This window comes from Pengzhenrongella phosphoraccumulans (genome assembly GCF_045689905.1).
GTDB lineage: Bacteria > Actinomycetota > Actinomycetes > Actinomycetales > Cellulomonadaceae > Pengzhenrongella > Pengzhenrongella phosphoraccumulans.
This window is the reverse complement of the sequence record NZ_CP144210.1, coordinates 2,385,907-2,404,237: the sequence shown is the minus strand read 5'-3', so window position 1 is coordinate 2,404,237 and position 18,331 is coordinate 2,385,907. Positions and strand designations below refer to the sequence as shown.

Sequence of the window (18,331 nt, the reverse complement as noted above, 5' to 3'; positions counted from 1 at the left end):
TCGCAGGACCCGTTGCCGTCCGCGGCCCTGCGGCGGCACTATCGCAGCATGACGAAGTTCCTGATCTCGTTCCCGAGCGATGCCATGGTGCTCACGGCTGAGGAGTTCCCGATCGTGGTCGCCGAATCCCACGCCGTGATCGAGGAGGCCAAGGCCGCCGGCGTCTATGTGTTTGGCGGCGGGATCGAGGAGAACGTCGACCCCGTTCTCGTCTCTGCCGACGGGTCGGTGGCCACGGAGATCTATCCAGGTTCCGAGCTCACGGGCGGGTTCACCGTGCTGGAGCTGCCGACGCGCGAGGACGCGATCGCCTGGGCGAGGAAGATCGCGGACGCCTGCCGTTGCTCGCAGGAGCTCCGCGAGTTCGGGTACGACCCAGCGAGCTAGCGCGGAATTCTGTTTGCGTTGGTCCGGCTTGAGATAGACGCTTCGCGCATGCACCTGCGAACGGCCGTGGCCGAAGACTCCGAGCTGCTGGCGAGCCTGGTGGTCGAGGCCGTCAATTGGACCGGGGAGATCCGCATGACCCGCGAGCAGGTCATGGCAGAGCCCGAGCTCAACCACTACGTGACCGGCTGGAAGCGCAAGACGGACTTCGGCTTGGTGGCACTTGCCGACGACGGCGCGCCGCTCGGGGCGATCTGGTGGCGTCTTTTTCCCGACGACGAGCCCGGCTACGGCTTCATCGCCCGCGACGTCCCGGAGCTCAGCATGGCGGTGCTCCCCGGCCGGACGGGAAACGGCGTGGGCACGGCGCTGCTCCGCGAATGCATCGACCGCGCGCGGACGGCCGGCCACTCGGCGTTGTCCCTGAGCGTGGACGACGGCAATGACGTCGCGCGCGCCCTCTACGAGCGACATTACTTCCGGGTCGTCGGCCGAGTCGGGGGATCAGTCACGATGCACCTCGTCCTAGGACAAGAATCGGCCTGAGCCGGCTGCCCGCAAGCCGTCCAGGCGATGAGACCGTATGCCTCCTGGTCAACTTCCACGGCACGCGAGCGGCCTTTGCCAGGGAAATGAATCGCCCCCTCGCAGTCGCTATTCTGCGGTTGAACTCGGCCTGTAGGGCGCGGCAGTCGCCCAGACCAACCGTGGCTTCCAGGGCATCGACAGCACTATTCCTAATGGCCCCTCGTGCGTGTCCTCGCGAACGACGCCGTCCGGCGTCCGCACGCGGTAGGTCGTGGTGCCACGCCCCGTGCCCAGTTCAACGCGGCCGACCGCCGCCGCATCCGCGATCGCTCGCAGAACCTCCACGCTTTCCGCGGTCCGCGGCAGTTCCCATCCAGGTGCATCGCCAAGACCGACAATGATGTCCTCCGCCGAGTGCATCCACCACACACGTACGGCGCCATCGGCTACCGGCACGATATCCGCGCCCTCGACGACGCCCGTGTCCTCGGTGCGCTCGTGCCCGACAGTCGCGACGCCCGCAAGTCGTGCGCTAAGAACGCTGCCGAGGCGACGCAGTTCGGTGGTGATCTCGTCCAAGGGAAGCGGGCGATCCTCCGGTCTCTTCATGGCCCACATCGTGCCGCACACCACTCCACGACCTAGGGCGATCGCCGCTTGTGCGCGTACGAACATATGTGTCCGAATCGATCGAGCGGGAGCCAGGGTCTGGATACGCTCAGGCGGTGCGGATGGTCCAGCCCCGGCAGCCGTGGCAGATCCCCATCCCCGCCGACGCCCTGGTGTGCAGCGCTCTGGCGCACAGTCGTCAGGCGAACCTCGACGCCCCGGGGCCTGCTCTCCGATCGGCCCTCGTCGATCGGATCGTGGCACTTGACGTGGACGGCGACGCCACAGAACGCGCTGGGCGCCTTGACTCCCTGCCGCATGATGCGGGCTGGTCGCGCTGGCAGACGGTCGTCTTCGCCGGAAGGGCCTGGGACGACGACCGAGCGATCGATCTGGCGTTCGCCCTCTGGGATGTCATCGGCGAGGCGACCTACCGCGAGGTGATCCGCGACCAGCACCGTCGCCTCACAGCCGCCGAGCGGTACGCCTGGCCGGGCGTGAGGCGCACGCCCGCGAGCGATGACCCGGACAGCCGGCACGCGCACGTCCGGCCCGTGGCCGTGGGTCGGTGGGCCATCCGCGATCTTCCACGAGCCCTCTTCGCCGATCTGGACACCGGCTCGATGGGTGCGCGGGCGCGGCTGATGGGAGCGGCGCTGATGCTCCTCGGCATTGGTGCGGGAGTCGGAGCGGGAATCGCCGCGCTCCTCGGCCGGTCTGTCGAGACCGGCGTCGTGGTCGGTGTGATCGTCGGAGTCGTCGTGGTCGTCCTCTACCTGTTGTTCGTGCTCAGCCTCATCGCGGGTGCGGGCCTGATGTCGCTGTCCCGGGCCCACATGAAGATCGACCTCGACGAGCAGACCCGGGCACGAGGGAGCGTGACCGTCGCCAGGCTCTGGGTCGGTGCTGCGTTCGCCGGCATCGTCACGGCTTTGGCGGCCGGCACTCTGGCCATGATGTGGTTCCAGGAACGGCCCTACCAAGGCGCCATGGAGCAGACCACCGGAACGGTCTTGTCCTGGGATGACGGCCACCGCTATCGCCTTTTCCAGCTGGAGTACGAAGCGATGGGCACGGTCCGGACTGGCCAGGCGAGCGCCGACCAGCTTGACCTCAGGATCGACACGAAGGTTGGCGACGCCGTCGCACTGGAGTACCCCGTCGGCAACCCGGACCGCATCCGCGGAGCTAGCCGCGCCGCCGAGGGGCGCCAGACGAACACGGTCTTCGCTTGGATCAGCGCCGTCGGCGCGGGCGTCGCGGTCGGCTGCGCGGCGACGGCCATCGTTTTCGACCTCCGCCGATTGCCGGGCTATCGGTGGGTGTCGCCTCCCCCGCCAACGAAGAACTAGCCCACGCATGCAGCAGTCGCCTGCCTCGAGTCCTATCGATCAGCTGCTCGGGACGCAGAATCCGCGGCCGCGCTCATGCCTCGAGTCTTGTCACGGAGCGACCCCTCCTTCAGGGTCCAAACACCCCAGCGTCAGGCTGCGCGGCTCGTCGCCCCAACCGGTCTCGCTGCACAGCCTGTGAGACCAGGTTGCCGAGACTGTGGGTGATCGGCAGGGTCTCAATAGCGGTCCGCAACCACGTGAGGAGCCCCCATGTCCGTGCGCGTCGATCTGAACATCTCGCTCGACGGTTTCGCGACCACGACCGACCAGACCCCCGAGAATCCGATGAGCGAGGACTGGATGCGCCTGGTCGCCGCCTATGCCGCGACCCGCACCGTCCGAGCCCGCGTGTTGCACGACACGACCGGAGAGGGCACGACCGGTGTCGATGACAGGTTCGCGGAGGCGTACTTCGCCCAGGTCGGCGCAGAGATCATGGGTGCCGGCATGTTCGGTCTGCATGCCCACGCGGACGACCCGGACTGGCGCGGCTGGTGGGGCGAAGAGCCGCCGTTCCAGGTCCCGGTGTTCGTGCTCACCCACACTCCCCGTCCGTCGATCGAGATGGCGGGCGGCACGACGTTCCATTTCCTCAGCGCAACCCCCGTCGAGGCGCTCGATCGCGCGCTCGAGGTGGCAGGCGGCCTGGACGTGCGCGTTGGCGGCGGCCCGACCGTCGTGCGCGAGTTCCTCCAGGCCGGGCTCGTGGACCAGTTGCACGTCGCCATCACGCCCATCCTTCTCGGCCGCGGCATCCGGCTCTGGGACGACCTGCGCGGCCTCGAGTCGGGCTACGAGGTGACGGCCGAGGCCGCGCCGAGCGGGACGACGCACCTGACCTTCCGGAGGTGACCGTCGCACGCCCGACGCCTTTGGCAGTCGATGCACGCTGCATCGGAAGTTCGACGCGCGGGTGCGCGGACTAACACTTTGCGGTCGGGGCTGCTCAGTATCGCTGTCGAGTCGTGACGGGAAGTCGGTGTGCCAAGCGCTGCTCAATACTTCAAGAGATTGCCCAGATTTCTTCGGACTCGATCTCGCCAGAACTCGGCGAAAACCATACCCAAGAGGCCGATACGACTCAATCGGAACGAATCGCGCCTGGCTCGTGCTATCAGACACCGGCTTGCTGGAAGGAAACCACGCACCCTCTGCGTTTGGAGTTGTTTGAGGGACAAGACGCTCGCAAATACACGATCCATCGCATTTGCGCCCTTTTGTCTACCGCTTTCGGGCGAGTGAATTCCGGCGCCTGATGATCGGGAAACCAGTACGATATTCCTGATTGCGCCCATCGCGACGAACGAACATCTAGACGGAGGATCCATGTCCGACACCCAAGTGGTGCAGCCCGCGCCTACCCCACAGCCAGCCCCCGCGAAGGCCAGCAACGGGCTTGCTACTGCTGGCTTTGTTCTCGGGCTGCTTGGCTTGCTCGGCTCCTTCATTCCGGTGATTAATGTCGGCGGCATCGTGCTGGGGTCGTCGGCGCGATCCTCGCTGCCGTCGGCCTGACCAAGGCCAAGAAGTCTGGCGCAGGCAAGGGACTCGCCATAGCGGGCATCATTCTCGGCGTGCTTGCGCTGATCATCGGCATCATTGTCAACGTCGCCTTCGCGAACGCAGTCAATGACGCAACGGACACTAGTGTCGAGGCCCCGGCGAAATCGGCCGAAGACACTGCAACGGACACTGCAACGGAAGCTGCAACGGAAGCTGCAACGGTTGACGATGCGGTCGGCACGTCGCGCGACAACCCGGCGCTGCTCGGCTCGGCGATCATTGGCGGCGACTGGACCGTGACGACCAACTCGGTCACAACTGCCGACGCGGACTCGATTGGTCAGGCACCCCAGGCCGGCTCGACGCTGCTAGTGATCAACATCACCGCCACCTACAACGGCACCGACTCGCAGGGAGCAACCGCTTGGGCGAACGTTGACTTCGTCACCGCCGAGGGCACCACAATCGATGGTCTTGGCGGATCTACGTTCTTCATGCCCGACGCCCAGTTCGACTCGCTCACCACCCTCTACGAGGGCGCCTCCGTGACGGGCAACAAGATGATCGAGGTGCCGGCGGACGGCTGGCAGAACGGCGTCCTGGTCGTCTCCCCCGATCTCCTGTCGGATAAGACCTTCGTCGCGGTGCAGTAAGGCCCGCAACCCGACGAGTAATGACCGGCAGCGGCCCTGCGTTCCCTCTGGGAATGCGGGGCCGCATTCCGTTCCGTAGCCACTGGCCGACATGGTGCGGCAAGCGACTCGTGGGCGGCTATCTCGCGATCCATCTACGCTCGGCAGATGGATCGCGAGAACGCTCAGGACTGGCTCAACCGCTACGTCGACGCGTGGCTGTCCTACGACGCGGACGACATCGCGGCACTGTTCAGCGACGATGTCCTCTACCGGTACCACCCGTCCGACGAACCGATCGTCGGCAGGGACGCCGTCGTCGCATCGTGGCGGGGAGAGGGCGACAGTTCCACCCGCGATGCACCGGGCACCTACGGGGCCGAGTACGCCCCCGTCGCAGTCGACGGTGACACCGTCGTGGCGACCGGCACGTCCCGGTACCGCGAACAGCCCGACGGGCCGATCGCGCGCACGTACGACAACTGCTTCGTCCTGCGGTTTGACCGCGACGGCCGCTGCTGCGCGTTCACCGAGTACTACGTGCGGCGCCCCTGACGGCCACACCCGGCACGGCGGCAGCCTTGCGCAGCAGGTGGTGTGTCGCGGTCTCGCCAGCTGCCGAAAAGCCCTCGGACAGGTAGAGCCGACGCGCGTCCTCATTGAGCCGATGGACCTGCAGTAGCGTGGCGACACCGTGCTCGCTGGCCCGTGTGACGGCCCAGCGCAGCGCGATTCTGCCGTAGCCGCGACGTTGGAGCTCGGGCAGGACCTCGAGAAGCTCGAGCCACAATTGACCGTCACGGTCACCGAGGTAGACCGCGCCGACCCTCCGATCGCTGTCCCTGTCGCTGAGAATGAATACGTCATGGTCGTCTACCAGGTGGCCGAAGAAGCCTCGCTGCTGTTCGACTTCCCAGGGGCCGTAGGCCCGCTCCACAAGCTCGCGGTGTGCCTGCTCGTGCAGGTCACACAGCCAGTCGCGGTCGTCGGTTGTGGCAGGACGCACCTGAACGGATTCGGCTGACATGACCTTCATTCTGTTCGGGTTTCTGCCCAGTCGGCGAGAGCCGCGTCGGTGGTGATGTGGTCGACGCCCACCGCCGCGGCGCCCAGGAGCGCACCGTCGTCGCGAAACGCGGCGTCGAGGATCGGCGGCGGCTGACTCCGCCGAAACGTCATCAAGCCGAGGGTGTAGGCGGCGTCGAACTCGTCCGGCGCAGCGGCGCGCAGCGGCACGGCGAGCCCGCCAAGGGTGATGACATCGGGGTCGTGGGCGTTGGTCAGGCCCGCGATCCCCGCGGCGAGCGCGGTCACGACCGAGACGACCGCCCGGCCAGCTCGCGGGTCGAGGCGGGTGCGGCGAAGGATCTCGTGGGCGTAGGCACGCGGGTCGGCGGGCGAGGGCTCGTGGAGGTGACGGGCCAGGGCCCGGCCGTCGACCTCGAGGTCCCAGCACCCTCTCGCCCCGCAGGGGCACTGCAGGGTCCGGTCCCCGAAGGGGACGTGGCCGTACTCACCTCCGGCGCCGCTGCCGCCGGTGAGGGGACGTCCGTCGAGAATCAGTGCACCCCCGATGCCGACCTCGACCGTGAGGTGCAGGGCGGTCCGCGCTCCGGTGGCGGCCCCCGAACGGGTTTCGGCCACCCCGGCGAGCGTGGCGTCATTGCCCAGCAGGAATGTCAGGTCCGTGCCGGCGGTGAGCCCGCTGAGGTCGACAGCGCCCCAGCCGAGGGTGGAGGCCTGCACGAGACGGTCGTCGCGGACGGTTCCGGCCACGGCAAGTGACACCGCCCGCAACCGCCCGGGATGGCGGCGGTTGGCGTCGTCGATCGCTCCCCGAAGGCTGGTGAGCACGTCCTCGGGTTCGCGGCTGTCGTGACGACCGGATCGGAGCTCCTGCAGACTCCCGTCGAGCGTCGCCACGGCGCAGCGCCAGTCCTCGTGTCGCAGCTCGACCGCCAGCACCAGGGGGCCGGCCGGGTCGGGATGCAGGACTGTGCTCGGACGACCGCGTCCCTGCACCGGTGCGGCGATCTCGGCCAGCAGGCGCAGGTTTCGCAGCCGGGTGGTGACGTCGGTGGCTGATCCGCTGCTCAGGTTCAGTCGACGGGCTGCGGCGGCTCGCGTGATCCCGGGCTCGCGGCGCACCAGCTCCAGCATGTCGGCCGCGGTGCTCCAGCGGGCGTTCCGTGCTCGTTCCGGTCGACGACGTGCCATCCTCGAGATCATCCTCCTTATACTCGTGTGACGAGGATACTACCGAGGAGTGGTCGTGGAGCTGAGAGACGTGCGTGCGGTGCTGCTGGACATGGACGGCACCCTGGTGGACTCCGACGCCGCGGTGGACCGCGCCTGGATCACCTGGGCGGGCGAGTACGGGGTCGAACCGGCCGCTGCCCTCGCGATCGCCCCGGGCTGCACCTCGGACCGCACGGTGCGGCGGCTCCTGCCGAACCTGGACGACTCGGCCGTCGCTGTCGCGGCGGCCCGCCAGCTCGAGCTGCAGTACGACGACCTATCCGACGTCACCCCCGCAGCGGGGGCCCACGAGCTGCTGGTCGTCCTCGGGCAGCTCGGCCTGCCCTGGGCTGTCGTCACCAGCGCCGACCTCCGCCTGGCCAACGCGCGCCTCGGCGCCGCGGGCATCACGGCTCCGCTGCTGGTCACGGCCGAGGACATCACGGAGAGCAAACCCGATCCGGAGGGCTACCTGCGGGCGGCCGCACTCCTCGGGATCACGCCGGGATCCTGCCTGGTGGTGGAGGACGCCGAGTCCGGCCTGGCTGCCGGCCGCGCCGCCGGCGCGATGACCGCCGCCCTCAAGCACCTCACCGGAGACCTGTGCCTGGACGACCTGGGTCAGCTGACGGAGCTTTTGATCGGGGCCGTTTCCAGGACCTCGTGAGCCGATGCCAGAGCGCCTTCAATCCGAACCGGCCGGAAACGGCGCGAGCGCCAGCCGCTCAGAGCCCGAGCTCGACCCGGTTCCGGCCCGCACGCTTGGCCCGGTAGAGGGCCGCGTCCGCTCGGGCGAGCAGGGCGTCCACGCCGTCGCCGTCGTCATGGAGCGTCAGCCCGATGCTGATCGTGATCACGCCGCCGGGGATGAGATCGTCCCACCCGCACGACGCGACGGCGGCCCGGATGCGCTCGCACGCCTCCATGCCCGTGGCGGCGTCGACCCCGTCGAGCAGCACGGCGAACTCCTCGCCCCCGTAGCGCGCGGTGAAGTCGCTCGTGCGCACCACCTCGTCCAGCACCGAGGCGAGCCGGGTCAGCACCCGGTCGCCCGCCTGGTGCGACCACCGGTCGTTCACCCGCTTGAAGTGGTCGATGTCGATGAGCGCGCACCCGAAGCGGCGGGGGTGCGCGGCGGACCAGGCCGCGAGGGCGGTGTCGAGGGATCGACGGTTGGCGATCCCGGTCAGGGCGTCGTGGGTGGACTCGTGCTCGAGGCGCGAGATGTTCCGCTCGAGGGCGGCAGCCCGCAGGATCGCAGCCTCCGCGGCGTGCTGGGCCCGTTCGAGGTCCATCCGTGAGCTGAGCAGGATGGCGCGTCGCTCGGCGAGGGCCTCGCCGCGGGAGACGGTGAAGTCGAATACCTCGTGCAACGTGCACAGCGCGGCCGAGGTCTCGCCGCGGCCCTCGTGCGCCTCGACCAGCAGGCGCAGCAGCTCGATCCGCTCGCCCGGCCGGGTCAGCCCGTCGCAGAGGTCGAGGCCGTCGCACAGCTCGAGGACGGCGGCGTCGAACTGGCTCGTGTTGACCAGCCATCGGCTGCGCACGACCCGGTACGCGAGCTCCTGGCGCACCATCGGGAAGCGGTCCAGCATCGACCGCGTCGAGTCGAGGGCCTGGCGGGTGGCCTCCCGGTCGGTCCCGACCATGAGGGCGCCGACGACGACGAGCCGCGCGTCGATGCACGTCCGCCCCAGCCCCACCGCGTCGGCCTCCGCCACGGCCTGCCGGGCGATGACCAGCGCGTGCCGTCCCGCCGCGAGCGCCCCACGCGGGTTCGTCTCCTCCAGCCGACCGCTCGTCACCACGTACATCTTCGCGAGGTTCGTCAGGGCCATCGACGCCAGGTCGGGCTCGCCGGTGGCGACCCAGATGCGGCGCGCCTCGGCGAGCACCTGGGCGGCCTGCGGGGCGAACTGCACCATGTCCGTGTAGACCGCGCCCAGGCTGTTGAGGACCGAGGCGGTGCCGGCGCCGTCGTCCGCCTCGCGGCACAGTGCGAGGGCGCGGCCGAGCAGGTCGACCGCGTCCTCGAGGTCGCCGATGTCGTAGTGGACCAGCGCGCCGCACACCAGCGCGCGCGACTGCCAGGCGTGGTCGCCGCGGGCGCGGGCGATCTCCTCCGCGCGCATCGCAGCGCTCAGCGCGGCCGCGTCCTCGGCCAGCAGGTGATGGGCGAGGGCGGCGAAGTAGGAGAGCTGCATCTCGACGTCGGGGTCGGCGGGCGCCCCCGCCAGGGCGAGCGCGGCCCGGTCGGCGCACGCGCGCGCATCGGAGTCGAGCAGCTGCTCGAGCTCATCGATGATCCGATGCCAGTCGGGGAGGTTGGGCGCAGCCGCGCTCGGCATCGCGTCCACAATGACGGTCATACGACCTCTCCCCCGGGGCCCGCGCTCGAGGCGCAGGTACGTGTCAGTCAGCACATCGGCTCGCTCACCTCGCGCATGAGCCAAACCCCCGCGCGGTCGTCGGACGCCCCTCGTGCGTCGGGGAGGGCGCGCTCAGCTCACCGCAGAGCGTCCGCCTGGCCGACGACGAAGGCGGCGACCCAGTACAGCGGGGCGTTCCAGTTGATCGTGATCTCGTTGGTCGACCACGAACCGATGTCGTCGACGTAGCAGAGCTGCGCGGCACACCCGGCCAGGTCCGCCGCGAGGGGATCTCCCGTGGCGGCGGCGCCCGAGTTCGGGCCACCCGCGATCGTGCCCGACGGCGGATGCGGCGAGGTCGGGTCGATCTGGTGGGCGTACATCCGGCTGTGCTGGTTCTGGCTGAACACCTCGCCGTAACCGGTCACGTAGGAGCGGTTGAGGGCGTTGCGCCCGAACAGGTAGTCCAGACCGCGCAGCACGCCGTCCCGGAACCGCGCCGCGCCGGACAGGTCGTACGCGGTGCCCAGCACCTGCAGGTTGTTGAGGATCGCGCCGTTGGAGCCCCACGCGTACACGCCGCGGTCGGGCGCGTACGCGTGACCGAAGGGCTGCGTGGCCTGTGCGGCGAGGTAGCGGTCGGCCGCCTCCAGGACGGAGCGCCGGACCGCTGCCCCGTCGGGCAGGTCGTTGGCCACGGCGGCGAGGTAGCGGTCGGCCGCCTCCAGGACGGAGCGCCGGACCGCTGCCCCGTCGGGCAGGTCGTTGGCCACGGCGGCGAGGTCGAGCCGGCCCAGCGCGCCCACCTCGGCCCAGTTGAACCCGCCGGCCGGGAACACATCGGCGGTGTGCACGGCGGAGGCAAGGACGTCGTCGCGGAAGGCCGGCTCCCCCGTGGTGAGGAACAGCTCGGCGGCCGCCCAGTAGAACTCGTCGGAGACGTCCGCGTCGTCGTACGGCCCGCTGCCCGCGTTCGGGTCCAGCGCCGCGTCCGCGGGCGGCGCGTACACCTCGGGGTTCGACCTCGCCGCGGCGTACGCGATCCGGGACGCGGCCAGCAGGCGGGCCGCGAAGTCGTCGTCGGCCCCGGCGAACACCCGCGCGCCCTGGGCGGCGACCGCGGCCAGGTTGAGGGTCGCGGCGGTCGAGGGGCGGTAGAGCACCCGGCGCTGGGGGTCGTCGGCCGGGGCGAGCGGGATGCCGGTCCAGTCGACGTCGGCGACCTTGTGGAACGCCATGCCCGCCATCGGCCGGCCGGGCCGGACCTGCATCTTGAGCATCCACTCGAGCTCCCAACGCACGTCGCCGAGCACGTCCGGGTGCGAGTCGCCGGTGCCCGACGGCGCCGTCGTCGTGCGCTCGTAGGCCTGCATCAGCTGGGCGACGGCGATGCCGCCGTTGACCACGTACTTGCCGTGGTCGCCCGCGTCGTACCAACCGCCGCTGACGTCGGTCACGCCTTCGCACGTCCACGGCTCGTCGTACAGCAGCTGCGAGTCGTCGTCGAGGTCCTGGCAGGGCACAGCGGTGTCGCCCTGGTTCGGCGCGACGCCCAGGTGCCCGGCCGCGCGCCCGTACCCCGGGGCGACGTCGTCGGAGATCACCGCGCCGCTGCGCTGCGTGTAGAAGAACGTCAACGCGTCCGCGGGCAGGGACCCGTAGGCCGAGGCGTCGATGTCGAACGGGTAGCTGGTCTCGCCGTCGGCCACGATCGTCAGCCCCGTGCCCGACGCCGGGTACGACCCGAAGTCGATCGTCTGGACGGTCAGGCCACTGCTCGTGTCCGCGCCGTGCGGGGCGGTGCGACCCGAGGCGAGGACCGTCCCGTCGGGAGCGATCAGCTGCCACGGGATCGGGTCGCTCGCCGCGGTGACGAGGGTGGCGACCTTGGGACCCCGCGGGAGGTAGCCCACCTGGTTGACCCGCACCCGCGATCCGGCGTCCGGCGAAACGATCTCTGGCACAACGGCTCCGGTGGGGGTGGGGGTGGGGGTGGACCGCTCGGTGGTCGCCGTACAGCCCAGCAGGAGCGTCACCCCGGCGACCAGGGCGAACGCGCGGACGACCCGGGGTCGGGGCGTGCGCGGCGTCATCAGGCTGACTCTTCCACCTCGGGCGCGTTCGCCGGGTCGGGGAGCCATCGCCAGGTCGTCAGGACCGCGTCGAGCGCCTCGACCGACCGCGTGTGCCACGAACTCGAGAGCACCCCGACGATGAACGCCCAGCCCTGCTGGTCGAAGTGCGTGTCGGTCAGGCACTTGCCGGTGCCGAACCGGCTGGTCGTGCGCCACCCGAGGCCCGCCGCCGTCGGCACCCGGTCGACCGGGCCGAGCGCGACATGGGGCGCCCTGTGGGCGGCCCGCGCCAGCTCGACCCGCTCGGCGGCGGGCCGTAGCTCGATGCCGTCCCGGACGGCGCCGACGCGGCCGAGGCAGACGACGAGCAGGTGGACCCCAGCGCTGAGCGTGACGATCGCGTCCTGGCGCGAACCATCCGGACCGAACTCGCCGGTGGCCTTCGACGGGCCGGCGGTCCAGAACGACTCGCCAGGTCGGCCGTCGCCGACGGGCGGGACGACGACGTGGTGGGTGCGCGCGTACGGGTCCGGGGGTCCCCGGGGCGCGCGCAGCAGCGGGGCGCGGCGACCGGCCTTGAGCAGCCGCGCGGCCTGGTCCGGGAACTGGCGCCCCACCCGCCGCAGGATCACCTCCCGAAAGACCACCCGGCCGACCACGATCAGGGCCAGGAAGATGGCCGCGCCGATCCCGAGCTCGACGAGCATGCGGGCAAAGGCGAGGGCGATGTCGGGGAGCGGGACGAAGGTGATCGAGCCGAGCGGAGAGAGGTCCACCCGTGGGCCATCGACAGCGCACGGCCCCAGCATGAGCCGGGCCCGGACCTCCGTCGGATCGGTCGCAGGAGGTACGCGTGTCCGTCCCCGGCCTGATGACCTGGGACGACGCGCTCGCTAGCGTCGCTGGAGTGAACTCGAACACGGTGGTGGCCACGGGCCTGACGAAGCTGTTCGGGAGCCGCGAGGTCGTCTCGGAGCTGTCCTTCCACGCCTCCACCGGTCGAGCCTTCGGGCTGCTCGGCCCCAACGGGGCGGGCAAGACCACGACGGTGCGCCTGCTGACGGGACTGCTGACGCCGAGCCGCGGCGAGGTGACGCTGTTCGGCGAGACCCTGACCCGGTCCAACGCCGATGCGCTGCGGGCCAGGATCGGGGTGCAGACCGACACGAGCCTGTACGAGTCGCTGAGCGTGCGCGACAACCTGCGGTTCTGGGGCGAACTGCACGGCCTCCCCTCCCCCACCATCGAGCGGCGGATCGGCGAGGTGCTCAAGGTCCTGGGCCTGTCGGACCGGATCGACTCGCTCGTCGGCGAGCTGAGCAAGGGGATGCGGCAGAAGCTCTCGGTCGGGCGCGCCGTGCTCCACGAGCCCGAGCTGCTCTTCCTCGACGAGCCGACCGCCGGCCTCGACCCGGAGGCCGCCGCCGACCTGATCGACTACCTCAAGGAGATGATCCGGACCCTGCACACCACCGTGATCATCTGCACCCACCAGCTCCAGGGGCTCGAGGCGCTCTGCGACGACATCGGCATCCTCCAGAACGGCTCCCTCGCCGTCGTCGGCGAGGTCCGGCAGCTGCTGCACCGGCGCTGGCCCGAGCACCGCTACCTCCTCGCGGTGGACGGGGATCTGACCGCCGCCCGCGCGATCGTCGCCGCGCTGGTCGACGGGCCGGTGGACATCGCCGCGGCCGACGCCAGCCTCACGTTCTGCGTGGCACAGGAGGAGGCCATCTCGGCGGTGGTGGCCTCGCTGGTCGCCAACGGGCTGCGCATCCGCGCCGTCATCCCCCAGCAGCCGACGATCCAGGACCTGTACTTCGACACGATCGACAACGGGGTGCGCTGATGATCAACCGCGTGATCGACCGCCTGATCAACCGTCAGCGGGTCTGGGCCGTGATGCGCAAGGACTGGCGCGAGCTCGCGCGCAACAAGCAGGCGGTGACCCCGTTGGCCGTGATCCCGTTGCTGTTCGCCGTGATCATCCCGGCGGCCGTCCTCCTCCTGGGGAACAACGCGGTGCTCACGTCGTCGATCAACGGCCTGCAGGGATTCCTGGACCACCTCCCGGCCCAGGTCGTGCCGGCGGGCTACTCCGCGTCCCAGACCGTGGTCTACGCCGTGATCGTCTACTTCATGGCGCCGTTCTTCCTGATCATCCCGGTGATGGTCGCGAGCATCACGGCAAGCTCCAGCTTCGTGGGCGAGAAGGAACGCCGCACCATCGAGGGCCTGCTCTACACCCCGATCACCGACCGCGAGCTCGTGCTGGCCAAGGTGCTCGTGTCGGTGATCCCGTCCGTGCTGCTCAGCTGGGCCTCGTTCGTGGTCTACACGGTCCTCGTCAACGCGCTCGGGGCGCCGCTCATGGGCGGTCTGTTCTTCCCGACGTGGACGTGGGCGATCCTCATCCTCGCGATCGTCCCGCTCGTGGCCTTCCTGGCGACGTGCCTCATCGTGGCCGTGTCCGGGCGGTCCACGACGGTGCAGGACGCGCAGGGTGCGGCCGTGCTGATCGTGCTCCCCGTCATCGCCCTCGTCGTCGGGCAGGCGACCGGGCTGCTGCTCTTCGACGTCACCATCGCCCTGCTCGCGTCGGCCGTGCTCCTGGTGGTCGACGTCGGGGTGTTTGTCGCGACGTCCGGTCGCTTCCAGCGCGAACGCATCATCACGCGCTTGTAGCGACCAGGCTCCGGGCCCACTTGCGCGAGACCAGTCGCTGGTGGCCGACGACGAGGCGCACGACCTCCTCGACGGACAGCAGCAGGTAGACCCACCAGATGGGCAGGCCGAACGTGAACGCGGCGACGAACGCGGTGGGCACCCCGACCACCCAGGTCGCCAGCGACTCCATGACCAGCACGAACCTGCTGTCACCGCCGGCGTTGAGCACCGCGCCCGCGAGGATCATGTTGGCGACCTTGACCCACAGGAACCCGCAGAAGACCAGGATGCAGACGCGCCCGAGGTGCTGGACCTCCGGGGAGGTCTTGTACAGGCTCACGAAGAAGGCCGACCCCGCCGCGACCACCGCACCGACGACGACCGCGAGCCCCACGCCCAGCCGGATGATCTTGGCGGCGTAGTCCGCGGCGCCGTCGTAGTCCCCGCGGCCCAGCCGGTGGCCGACGAGCACCGAGGCGGCGCCCGCCAGCCCGCTCAGCAGGCCGATGCCCAGGCCCTGCAGCGGGAACGTCATGCTCATCGCGGCCATCTGGTCGGTGCCCATCCGGCCGTAGACCACGGCGTAGGCGCTCTCCCCCAGGATCCAGAGCAGCTCGTTCGCGGCGAGCGGCAGCGACACGACGAGGAACCGCCGCGCCAGGCCGCCGTCGTGCCCGCGCAGGTCCACCAGCCGCGTGACCGCCGCGACGTGCCGCGTCGCGTAGGTGCCGCCCACGATGAGCGCGAACTCGACGAACCGGGCGATCGTGGTGCCGACCGCGGCCCCGACCAGGCCGAGCTGCGGCAGACCCAGGTGGCCGAAGATGAGCCCGTAGTCGAGCACCACGTTGAGCACGACGGCGACCGTGCTGGCGTACATCGGGAGCGTGACCTGGCCGGTGCTGCGCAGCACGGCGGAGTAGAGCATCGTGGCCATGCTCGGCACGAAGCCGATCGCCAGGATGCGCAGGTACGCACCGCCGTCGGCCAGGACCTGGGGGTCGGTCGTGAACGGCGCGAACACCTGCGACGGGAAGCCGACGACGAGCGCCGTCATGCCGCCGGAGAAGACCAGGCCGAGCCCGAGGCCGAGGCCGAAGACCTGCCGGATCCGGGCGGTGTCGGCGCTGCCCCAGTACTGGGCGCAGAAGATGGTGGTGCCCGTCGCCAGGCCGGCCAGGACCACGGTGACGATGGCCGTGATCTTCGCGCTGAGGCCCACCGAGGCGACCGCGGTCTCGCCGAGCTGGCCCACCATGAGCTGATCGGTCAGCAGCAGCAGCGACATGATCATGGCCTGCGCGGTGATCGGCAGCGCGATCCGACGCACGTCGGTCAGGAAGGCCCGGTCGGTGAACATGGCGTCACTGTACCGGTACAGAAGCCTGTGGCGATCCCGAACGTGGCCCCGAACGTGGCGGTCCGCTCAGCTCAGCCGGTGCCGCGCAACCAGGCGAGGACCGCCAGCACGCGCCGGTGGTCCTCCTCGGCGGGCGGCAGGTCGAGCTTCATCAGCACGCTGCGGATGTGCTTCTCGACCGCGCCGTCGCTCACGACCAGCTGGTGCGCGATCCCGGCGTTCGACCGGCCCTCCGCCATCAGGGCGAGCACCTCGCGCTCGCGCGGGGTCAGCGCGGCGATCGGGTCGTCGGCGCGGCGCCGGGCGAAGAGCTGGGCGACCACCTCCGGGTCGATGACCGAGCCGCCGTTCGCCACCCGGTCGAGGGCGTCCTCGAGCGCGTCCAGGTCCTGGATCCGGTCCTTGAGCAGGTACCCGACCCCACCCCGGCCGTCGGCGAGCAGGTCGCGCGCGTAGGACTCCTCGACGTACTGCGAGAGCACCAGGACGCTCAGGTCGGGCTGCACGCGCCGGGCCTCGACCGCGGCGCGGAGCCCGTCGTCGGTGAACGTCGGCGGCATGCGCACGTCCACCACCGCGACGTCGGGCCGGTGGGTCAGGACCGCAGGGACGAGCGCGAGGGCGTCGTCGACCGCGGCGACCACGGTGTGGCCCGCCTCCTCGAAGAGGCGGACCAGGCCCTCACGCAGCAGCACGGAGTCCTCGGCCAGCACGATCCGCAGCGGTCGGCTCACCGGCGCAGCGTCCGGTGCAGCGTCCGGTGCAGCGTCCGGTGCAGCGTCCGGCTCAGCGTCCGGCTCAGCACGGGAGCTCCGCGACGAGCCGTGTCGGTCCGCCCGCGGGGCTGTCGACCGACAACGAGCCGTCCAGGCCGATGACCCGGTCGGCCAGGCCCGCCAGCCCGTGGCCCTTGGCGAGGTCCGCGCCGCCGACGCCGTCGTCCTCGACCTCCACGTGCAGCACCCGGCCACCGCCCGGGCCTGTCGTGGCCCGCAGGCGGATCGCGATCGACGACGCCGCCGCGTGCTTGGCGGTGTTCGTCAGGGCCTCGCAGACCACGAAGTACGCGGCGTTCTCGATCGCCGCCGTCGGCCGCACACCCTCGCCGAGGTCGACGTCCAGCGTGGTCGGCGCTGCGGAGCGGGCCGCGATCGCCGCCAACGCCGCCTCGAGCCCGCGGTCGGCCAGGATCGGCGGGGCGATCCCGCGTGACAGCGCCCGCAGCTCGGCGAGGGCCTCGGAGACCTGGGTGCGCGCCTGGCCGAGCAGCTCGCGGGCCGTCGCCGGGTCGTCGTCGTCCAGGCGACGCTCGGCGACGGACAGGTCCATGCCCAGCCGGACCAGGCGCTGCTGGGGACCGTCGTGCAGGTCCCGCTCGAACCGGCGCAGCGACTGCGCCTCGGCCGACGCCGCCGCGACGCGACGGACGGTGAGTTCGTCGACGCGCTCGGCGAGCGCACGGCGCGAGTTCCCGGACAGCAGGGTCCGGGCCCAGGCCGCATGCAGGTTGGCGCAGCCGTGCACGACCGGGACGAGCGTCACGGCAAAGACGAGCCCGACCACCAGGTTGAAGGTCGACTCCGAGATCGGCAGGTTCAGGAGGTCGACGGTGCTCCCCGTGTTGGCCGAGGCGGGCAGCAGCGGCGCCCAGGCCCAGTAGGTCAGGCCGACGATCGTCCCGGTCCACCACGTCACGGCGACGGTCCAGGTGGCGACCGCCAGCGGGAGGACGGTGATGCCGTGCACGGTCTCGGCCCACCGGTCGCGGTCGGCGAGCTGAGCGATCATCCCGCGGAGCCCCGGTTCGGTGGCCATCGGGACGGGTGGGCGTGCGTGGGTCAGGGGCGTGCCCCGGACCTCGAGCCGACGCCGTTCCCGGTGGGCGAAGTCCCCCGCGACCCAGAGCGTGGTCACAGCGACCGGGATGCCGATCACGACGATGAGCAGGGACACGGCGAGGGACAGCCCCGTGACCAGAGCGGTGAAGGTGACGACGGCCCAGGGCAGCGCGGTCAGCACGTAGGCCGAGTCCCGCAGGAGCCGGGCGAGAACCGAGGACGCCCAGCGGGTGGACGCTCGCGCCGGGTCGGCCGGGGTCACGTACACCCCGCCCCCGGCGGACTCGACCGGCGGGGTGGGCATCGTCAGGTTCTCGTTCATGCCCACCATCGTCTCGTCGGCGTCATCGCCGATCTATCCCACGACCGGGCCACTCGAGGGTAGTGCCAGCCCCCGCACCGGAGCCGGCACTACGGGCCGCTCACCGACGAGACCACGATGAGGAGGATGAAGAGCGTCCACACGGCGGTGACCAGGCCCCCGATGATCGCCCCGGCGACGGCGATCCCGTGACCGCCCTTGACCCCCGTCTTCGTCTCCTTGAACGCCATCAGCGAGAGGGCGAGGCTGACGAACGGGATCGCCAGGAGCGCGGTGATGAGGCCACCGAGCGCCAGCGCGGACGTCGGCCGGCTCAACGGCGGCTGCCGCCTGGAAGCGGAGGAGGAGCTCATGCCGCGATCCTCCCACCGCAGTGGCCGGGTCGCCCAGATGCCAGCGCCGGGCTAGT

The 18,331-nt window shown here is 70.6% G+C and carries 20 protein-coding genes; 10 read left to right on the top strand and 10 right to left on the bottom strand.

What is annotated here, in order from left to right; genetic code table 11:
- The first annotated feature begins 48 nt into the window (after positions 1-48).
- Positions 49-387: a YciI family protein gene (locus VTA80_RS11045; protein WP_407345551.1), complete on the top strand. Its 339-nt coding sequence runs from the start codon at positions 49-51 to the stop codon at positions 385-387.
- A 48-nt stretch (positions 388-435) separates the two neighbouring features.
- Entirely contained in the window at positions 436-933 is a 498-nt protein-coding gene (locus tag VTA80_RS11040) for a GNAT family N-acetyltransferase (protein ID WP_407345550.1), read from the top strand.
- Positions 934-1,041: 108 nt separating this feature from the next.
- Here VTA80_RS11040 and VTA80_RS11035 read toward each other — a convergent pair whose 3' ends face one another.
- A complete protein-coding gene (locus tag VTA80_RS11035) occupies positions 1,042-1,494 on the bottom strand; it encodes a hypothetical protein (protein ID WP_407345549.1) in 453 nt (150 codons plus the stop codon).
- 146 nt (positions 1,495-1,640) lie between these two features.
- On the opposite strand from VTA80_RS11035, the gene VTA80_RS11030 reads away from it, so the two are divergent.
- From VTA80_RS11030 to VTA80_RS11010, 5 genes are all read left to right on the top strand, one after another.
- Entirely contained in the window at positions 1,641-2,876 is a 1,236-nt protein-coding gene (locus VTA80_RS11030) for a hypothetical protein (protein WP_407345548.1), read from the top strand.
- A 252-nt stretch (positions 2,877-3,128) separates the two neighbouring features.
- Positions 3,129-3,770: a dihydrofolate reductase family protein gene (locus VTA80_RS11025; protein ID WP_407345547.1), complete on the top strand. Its 642-nt coding sequence runs from the start codon at positions 3,129-3,131 to the stop codon at positions 3,768-3,770.
- A gap of 474 nt (positions 3,771-4,244) precedes the next feature.
- On the top strand, positions 4,245-4,433 hold the full coding sequence (locus VTA80_RS11020) for a hypothetical protein (protein WP_407345546.1): 189 nt from the start codon (positions 4,245-4,247) through the stop codon (positions 4,431-4,433).
- A 59-nt stretch (positions 4,434-4,492) separates the two neighbouring features.
- Entirely contained in the window at positions 4,493-5,074 is a 582-nt protein-coding gene (locus VTA80_RS11015) for a hypothetical protein (protein ID WP_407345545.1), read from the top strand.
- Between the two features lie 147 nt (positions 5,075-5,221).
- Entirely contained in the window at positions 5,222-5,608 is a 387-nt protein-coding gene (locus VTA80_RS11010; RefSeq protein ID WP_407345544.1) for a nuclear transport factor 2 family protein, read from the top strand.
- Here the strand turns inward: VTA80_RS11010 and VTA80_RS11005 are convergent.
- Positions 5,580-6,080 carry a GNAT family N-acetyltransferase gene (locus VTA80_RS11005; RefSeq protein WP_407345543.1) on the bottom strand — a complete coding sequence of 167 codons (501 nt, stop codon included), beginning with the start codon at positions 6,078-6,080 and terminating at the stop codon, positions 5,580-5,582. The genes VTA80_RS11010 and VTA80_RS11005 overlap by 29 nt on opposite strands.
- A gap of 5 nt (positions 6,081-6,085) precedes the next feature.
- Entirely contained in the window at positions 6,086-7,270 is a 1,185-nt protein-coding gene (locus VTA80_RS11000; protein WP_407345542.1) for an ROK family protein, read from the bottom strand.
- A gap of 55 nt (positions 7,271-7,325) precedes the next feature.
- Here VTA80_RS11000 and VTA80_RS10995 point away from each other — a divergent pair, with 55 nt between their 5' ends.
- Complete coding sequence (locus tag VTA80_RS10995) at positions 7,326-7,958, top strand: HAD-IA family hydrolase (protein ID WP_407345541.1); 633 nt, start codon at positions 7,326-7,328, stop codon at positions 7,956-7,958.
- 58 nt (positions 7,959-8,016) lie between these two features.
- On the opposite strand, the gene VTA80_RS10990 is transcribed toward VTA80_RS10995, so the two are convergent.
- The 3 genes from VTA80_RS10990 to VTA80_RS10980 form a co-directional block, all read right to left on the bottom strand.
- On the bottom strand, positions 8,017-9,660 hold the full coding sequence (locus VTA80_RS10990) for a GGDEF domain-containing protein (protein WP_407345540.1): 1,644 nt from the start codon (positions 9,658-9,660) through the stop codon (positions 8,017-8,019).
- A 137-nt stretch (positions 9,661-9,797) separates the two neighbouring features.
- Positions 9,798-11,753, bottom strand: a complete 1,956-nt coding sequence (locus VTA80_RS10985; RefSeq protein WP_407345539.1) for a glycoside hydrolase family 9 protein — start codon at positions 11,751-11,753, stop codon at positions 9,798-9,800.
- Positions 11,753-12,511, bottom strand: coding sequence for a hypothetical protein (locus tag VTA80_RS10980; protein WP_407345538.1), 759 nt, complete (start codon positions 12,509-12,511; stop codon positions 11,753-11,755). The genes VTA80_RS10985 and VTA80_RS10980 overlap by 1 nt, the downstream gene beginning before the upstream one ends.
- Before the next feature lie 77 nt (positions 12,512-12,588).
- Here VTA80_RS10980 and VTA80_RS10975 point away from each other — a divergent pair, with 77 nt between their 5' ends.
- Together VTA80_RS10975 and VTA80_RS10970 are read left to right on the top strand one after the other, a co-directional pair.
- Complete coding sequence (locus tag VTA80_RS10975; protein ID WP_407345537.1) at positions 12,589-13,584, top strand: ABC transporter ATP-binding protein; 996 nt, start codon at positions 12,589-12,591, stop codon at positions 13,582-13,584.
- On the top strand, positions 13,584-14,420 hold the full coding sequence (locus VTA80_RS10970) for an ABC transporter permease subunit (protein ID WP_407345536.1): 837 nt from the start codon (positions 13,584-13,586) through the stop codon (positions 14,418-14,420). Before VTA80_RS10975 ends, VTA80_RS10970 begins: the two co-directional genes overlap by 1 nt.
- Here VTA80_RS10970 and VTA80_RS10965 read toward each other — a convergent pair.
- The 4 genes from VTA80_RS10965 to VTA80_RS10950 all read right to left on the bottom strand — a co-directional run bounded on the left by VTA80_RS10965 (position 14,407) and on the right by VTA80_RS10950 (position 18,275).
- Positions 14,407-15,762, bottom strand: coding sequence for an MATE family efflux transporter (locus VTA80_RS10965; RefSeq protein ID WP_407345535.1), 1,356 nt, complete (start codon positions 15,760-15,762; stop codon positions 14,407-14,409). The genes VTA80_RS10970 and VTA80_RS10965 overlap by 14 nt on opposite strands.
- Positions 15,763-15,833: 71 nt before the next feature.
- Positions 15,834-16,496, bottom strand: a complete 663-nt coding sequence (locus tag VTA80_RS10960; RefSeq protein ID WP_407345534.1) for a response regulator — start codon at positions 16,494-16,496, stop codon at positions 15,834-15,836.
- Positions 16,497-16,560: 64 nt separating this feature from the next.
- A complete protein-coding gene (locus VTA80_RS10955; protein ID WP_407345533.1) occupies positions 16,561-17,922 on the bottom strand; it encodes a sensor histidine kinase in 1,362 nt (453 codons plus the stop codon).
- An 89-nt stretch (positions 17,923-18,011) separates the two neighbouring features.
- Entirely contained in the window at positions 18,012-18,275 is a 264-nt protein-coding gene (locus tag VTA80_RS10950; protein WP_407345532.1) for a hypothetical protein, read from the bottom strand.
- Between the last annotated feature and the right edge of the window lie 56 nt (positions 18,276-18,331).

What these genes read in the sequence shown, in the direction of transcription:
- VTA80_RS11045 (WP_407345551.1), top strand. Translation starts at nt 49, where the DNA reads ATGACGAAGTTCCTGATCTCGTTCCCGAGCGATGCCATGGTGCTCACG.
- VTA80_RS10990 (WP_407345540.1), bottom strand. Translation starts at nt 9,660, where the DNA reads ATGACCGTCATTGTGGACGCGATGCCGAGCGCGGCTGCGCCCAACCTC.
- VTA80_RS10965 (WP_407345535.1), bottom strand. Translation starts at nt 15,762, where the DNA reads ATGTTCACCGACCGGGCCTTCCTGACCGACGTGCGTCGGATCGCGCTG.
- VTA80_RS11025 (WP_407345547.1), top strand. Translation starts at nt 3,129, where the DNA reads ATGTCCGTGCGCGTCGATCTGAACATCTCGCTCGACGGTTTCGCGACC.
- VTA80_RS10985 (WP_407345539.1), bottom strand. Translation starts at nt 11,753, where the DNA reads ATGACGCCGCGCACGCCCCGACCCCGGGTCGTCCGCGCGTTCGCCCTG.
- VTA80_RS10955 (WP_407345533.1), bottom strand. Translation starts at nt 17,922, where the DNA reads ATGAACGAGAACCTGACGATGCCCACCCCGCCGGTCGAGTCCGCCGGG.
- VTA80_RS10950 (WP_407345532.1), bottom strand. Translation starts at nt 18,275, where the DNA reads ATGAGCTCCTCCTCCGCTTCCAGGCGGCAGCCGCCGTTGAGCCGGCCG.
- VTA80_RS10970 (WP_407345536.1), top strand. Translation starts at nt 13,584, where the DNA reads ATGATCAACCGCGTGATCGACCGCCTGATCAACCGTCAGCGGGTCTGG.
- VTA80_RS11000 (WP_407345542.1), bottom strand. Translation starts at nt 7,270, where the DNA reads ATGGCACGTCGTCGACCGGAACGAGCACGGAACGCCCGCTGGAGCACC.
- VTA80_RS11020 (WP_407345546.1), top strand. Translation starts at nt 4,245, where the DNA reads ATGTCCGACACCCAAGTGGTGCAGCCCGCGCCTACCCCACAGCCAGCC.
- VTA80_RS11010 (WP_407345544.1), top strand. Translation starts at nt 5,222, where the DNA reads ATGGATCGCGAGAACGCTCAGGACTGGCTCAACCGCTACGTCGACGCG.
- VTA80_RS11005 (WP_407345543.1), bottom strand. Translation starts at nt 6,080, where the DNA reads ATGTCAGCCGAATCCGTTCAGGTGCGTCCTGCCACAACCGACGACCGC.
- VTA80_RS11040 (WP_407345550.1), top strand. Translation starts at nt 436, where the DNA reads ATGCACCTGCGAACGGCCGTGGCCGAAGACTCCGAGCTGCTGGCGAGC.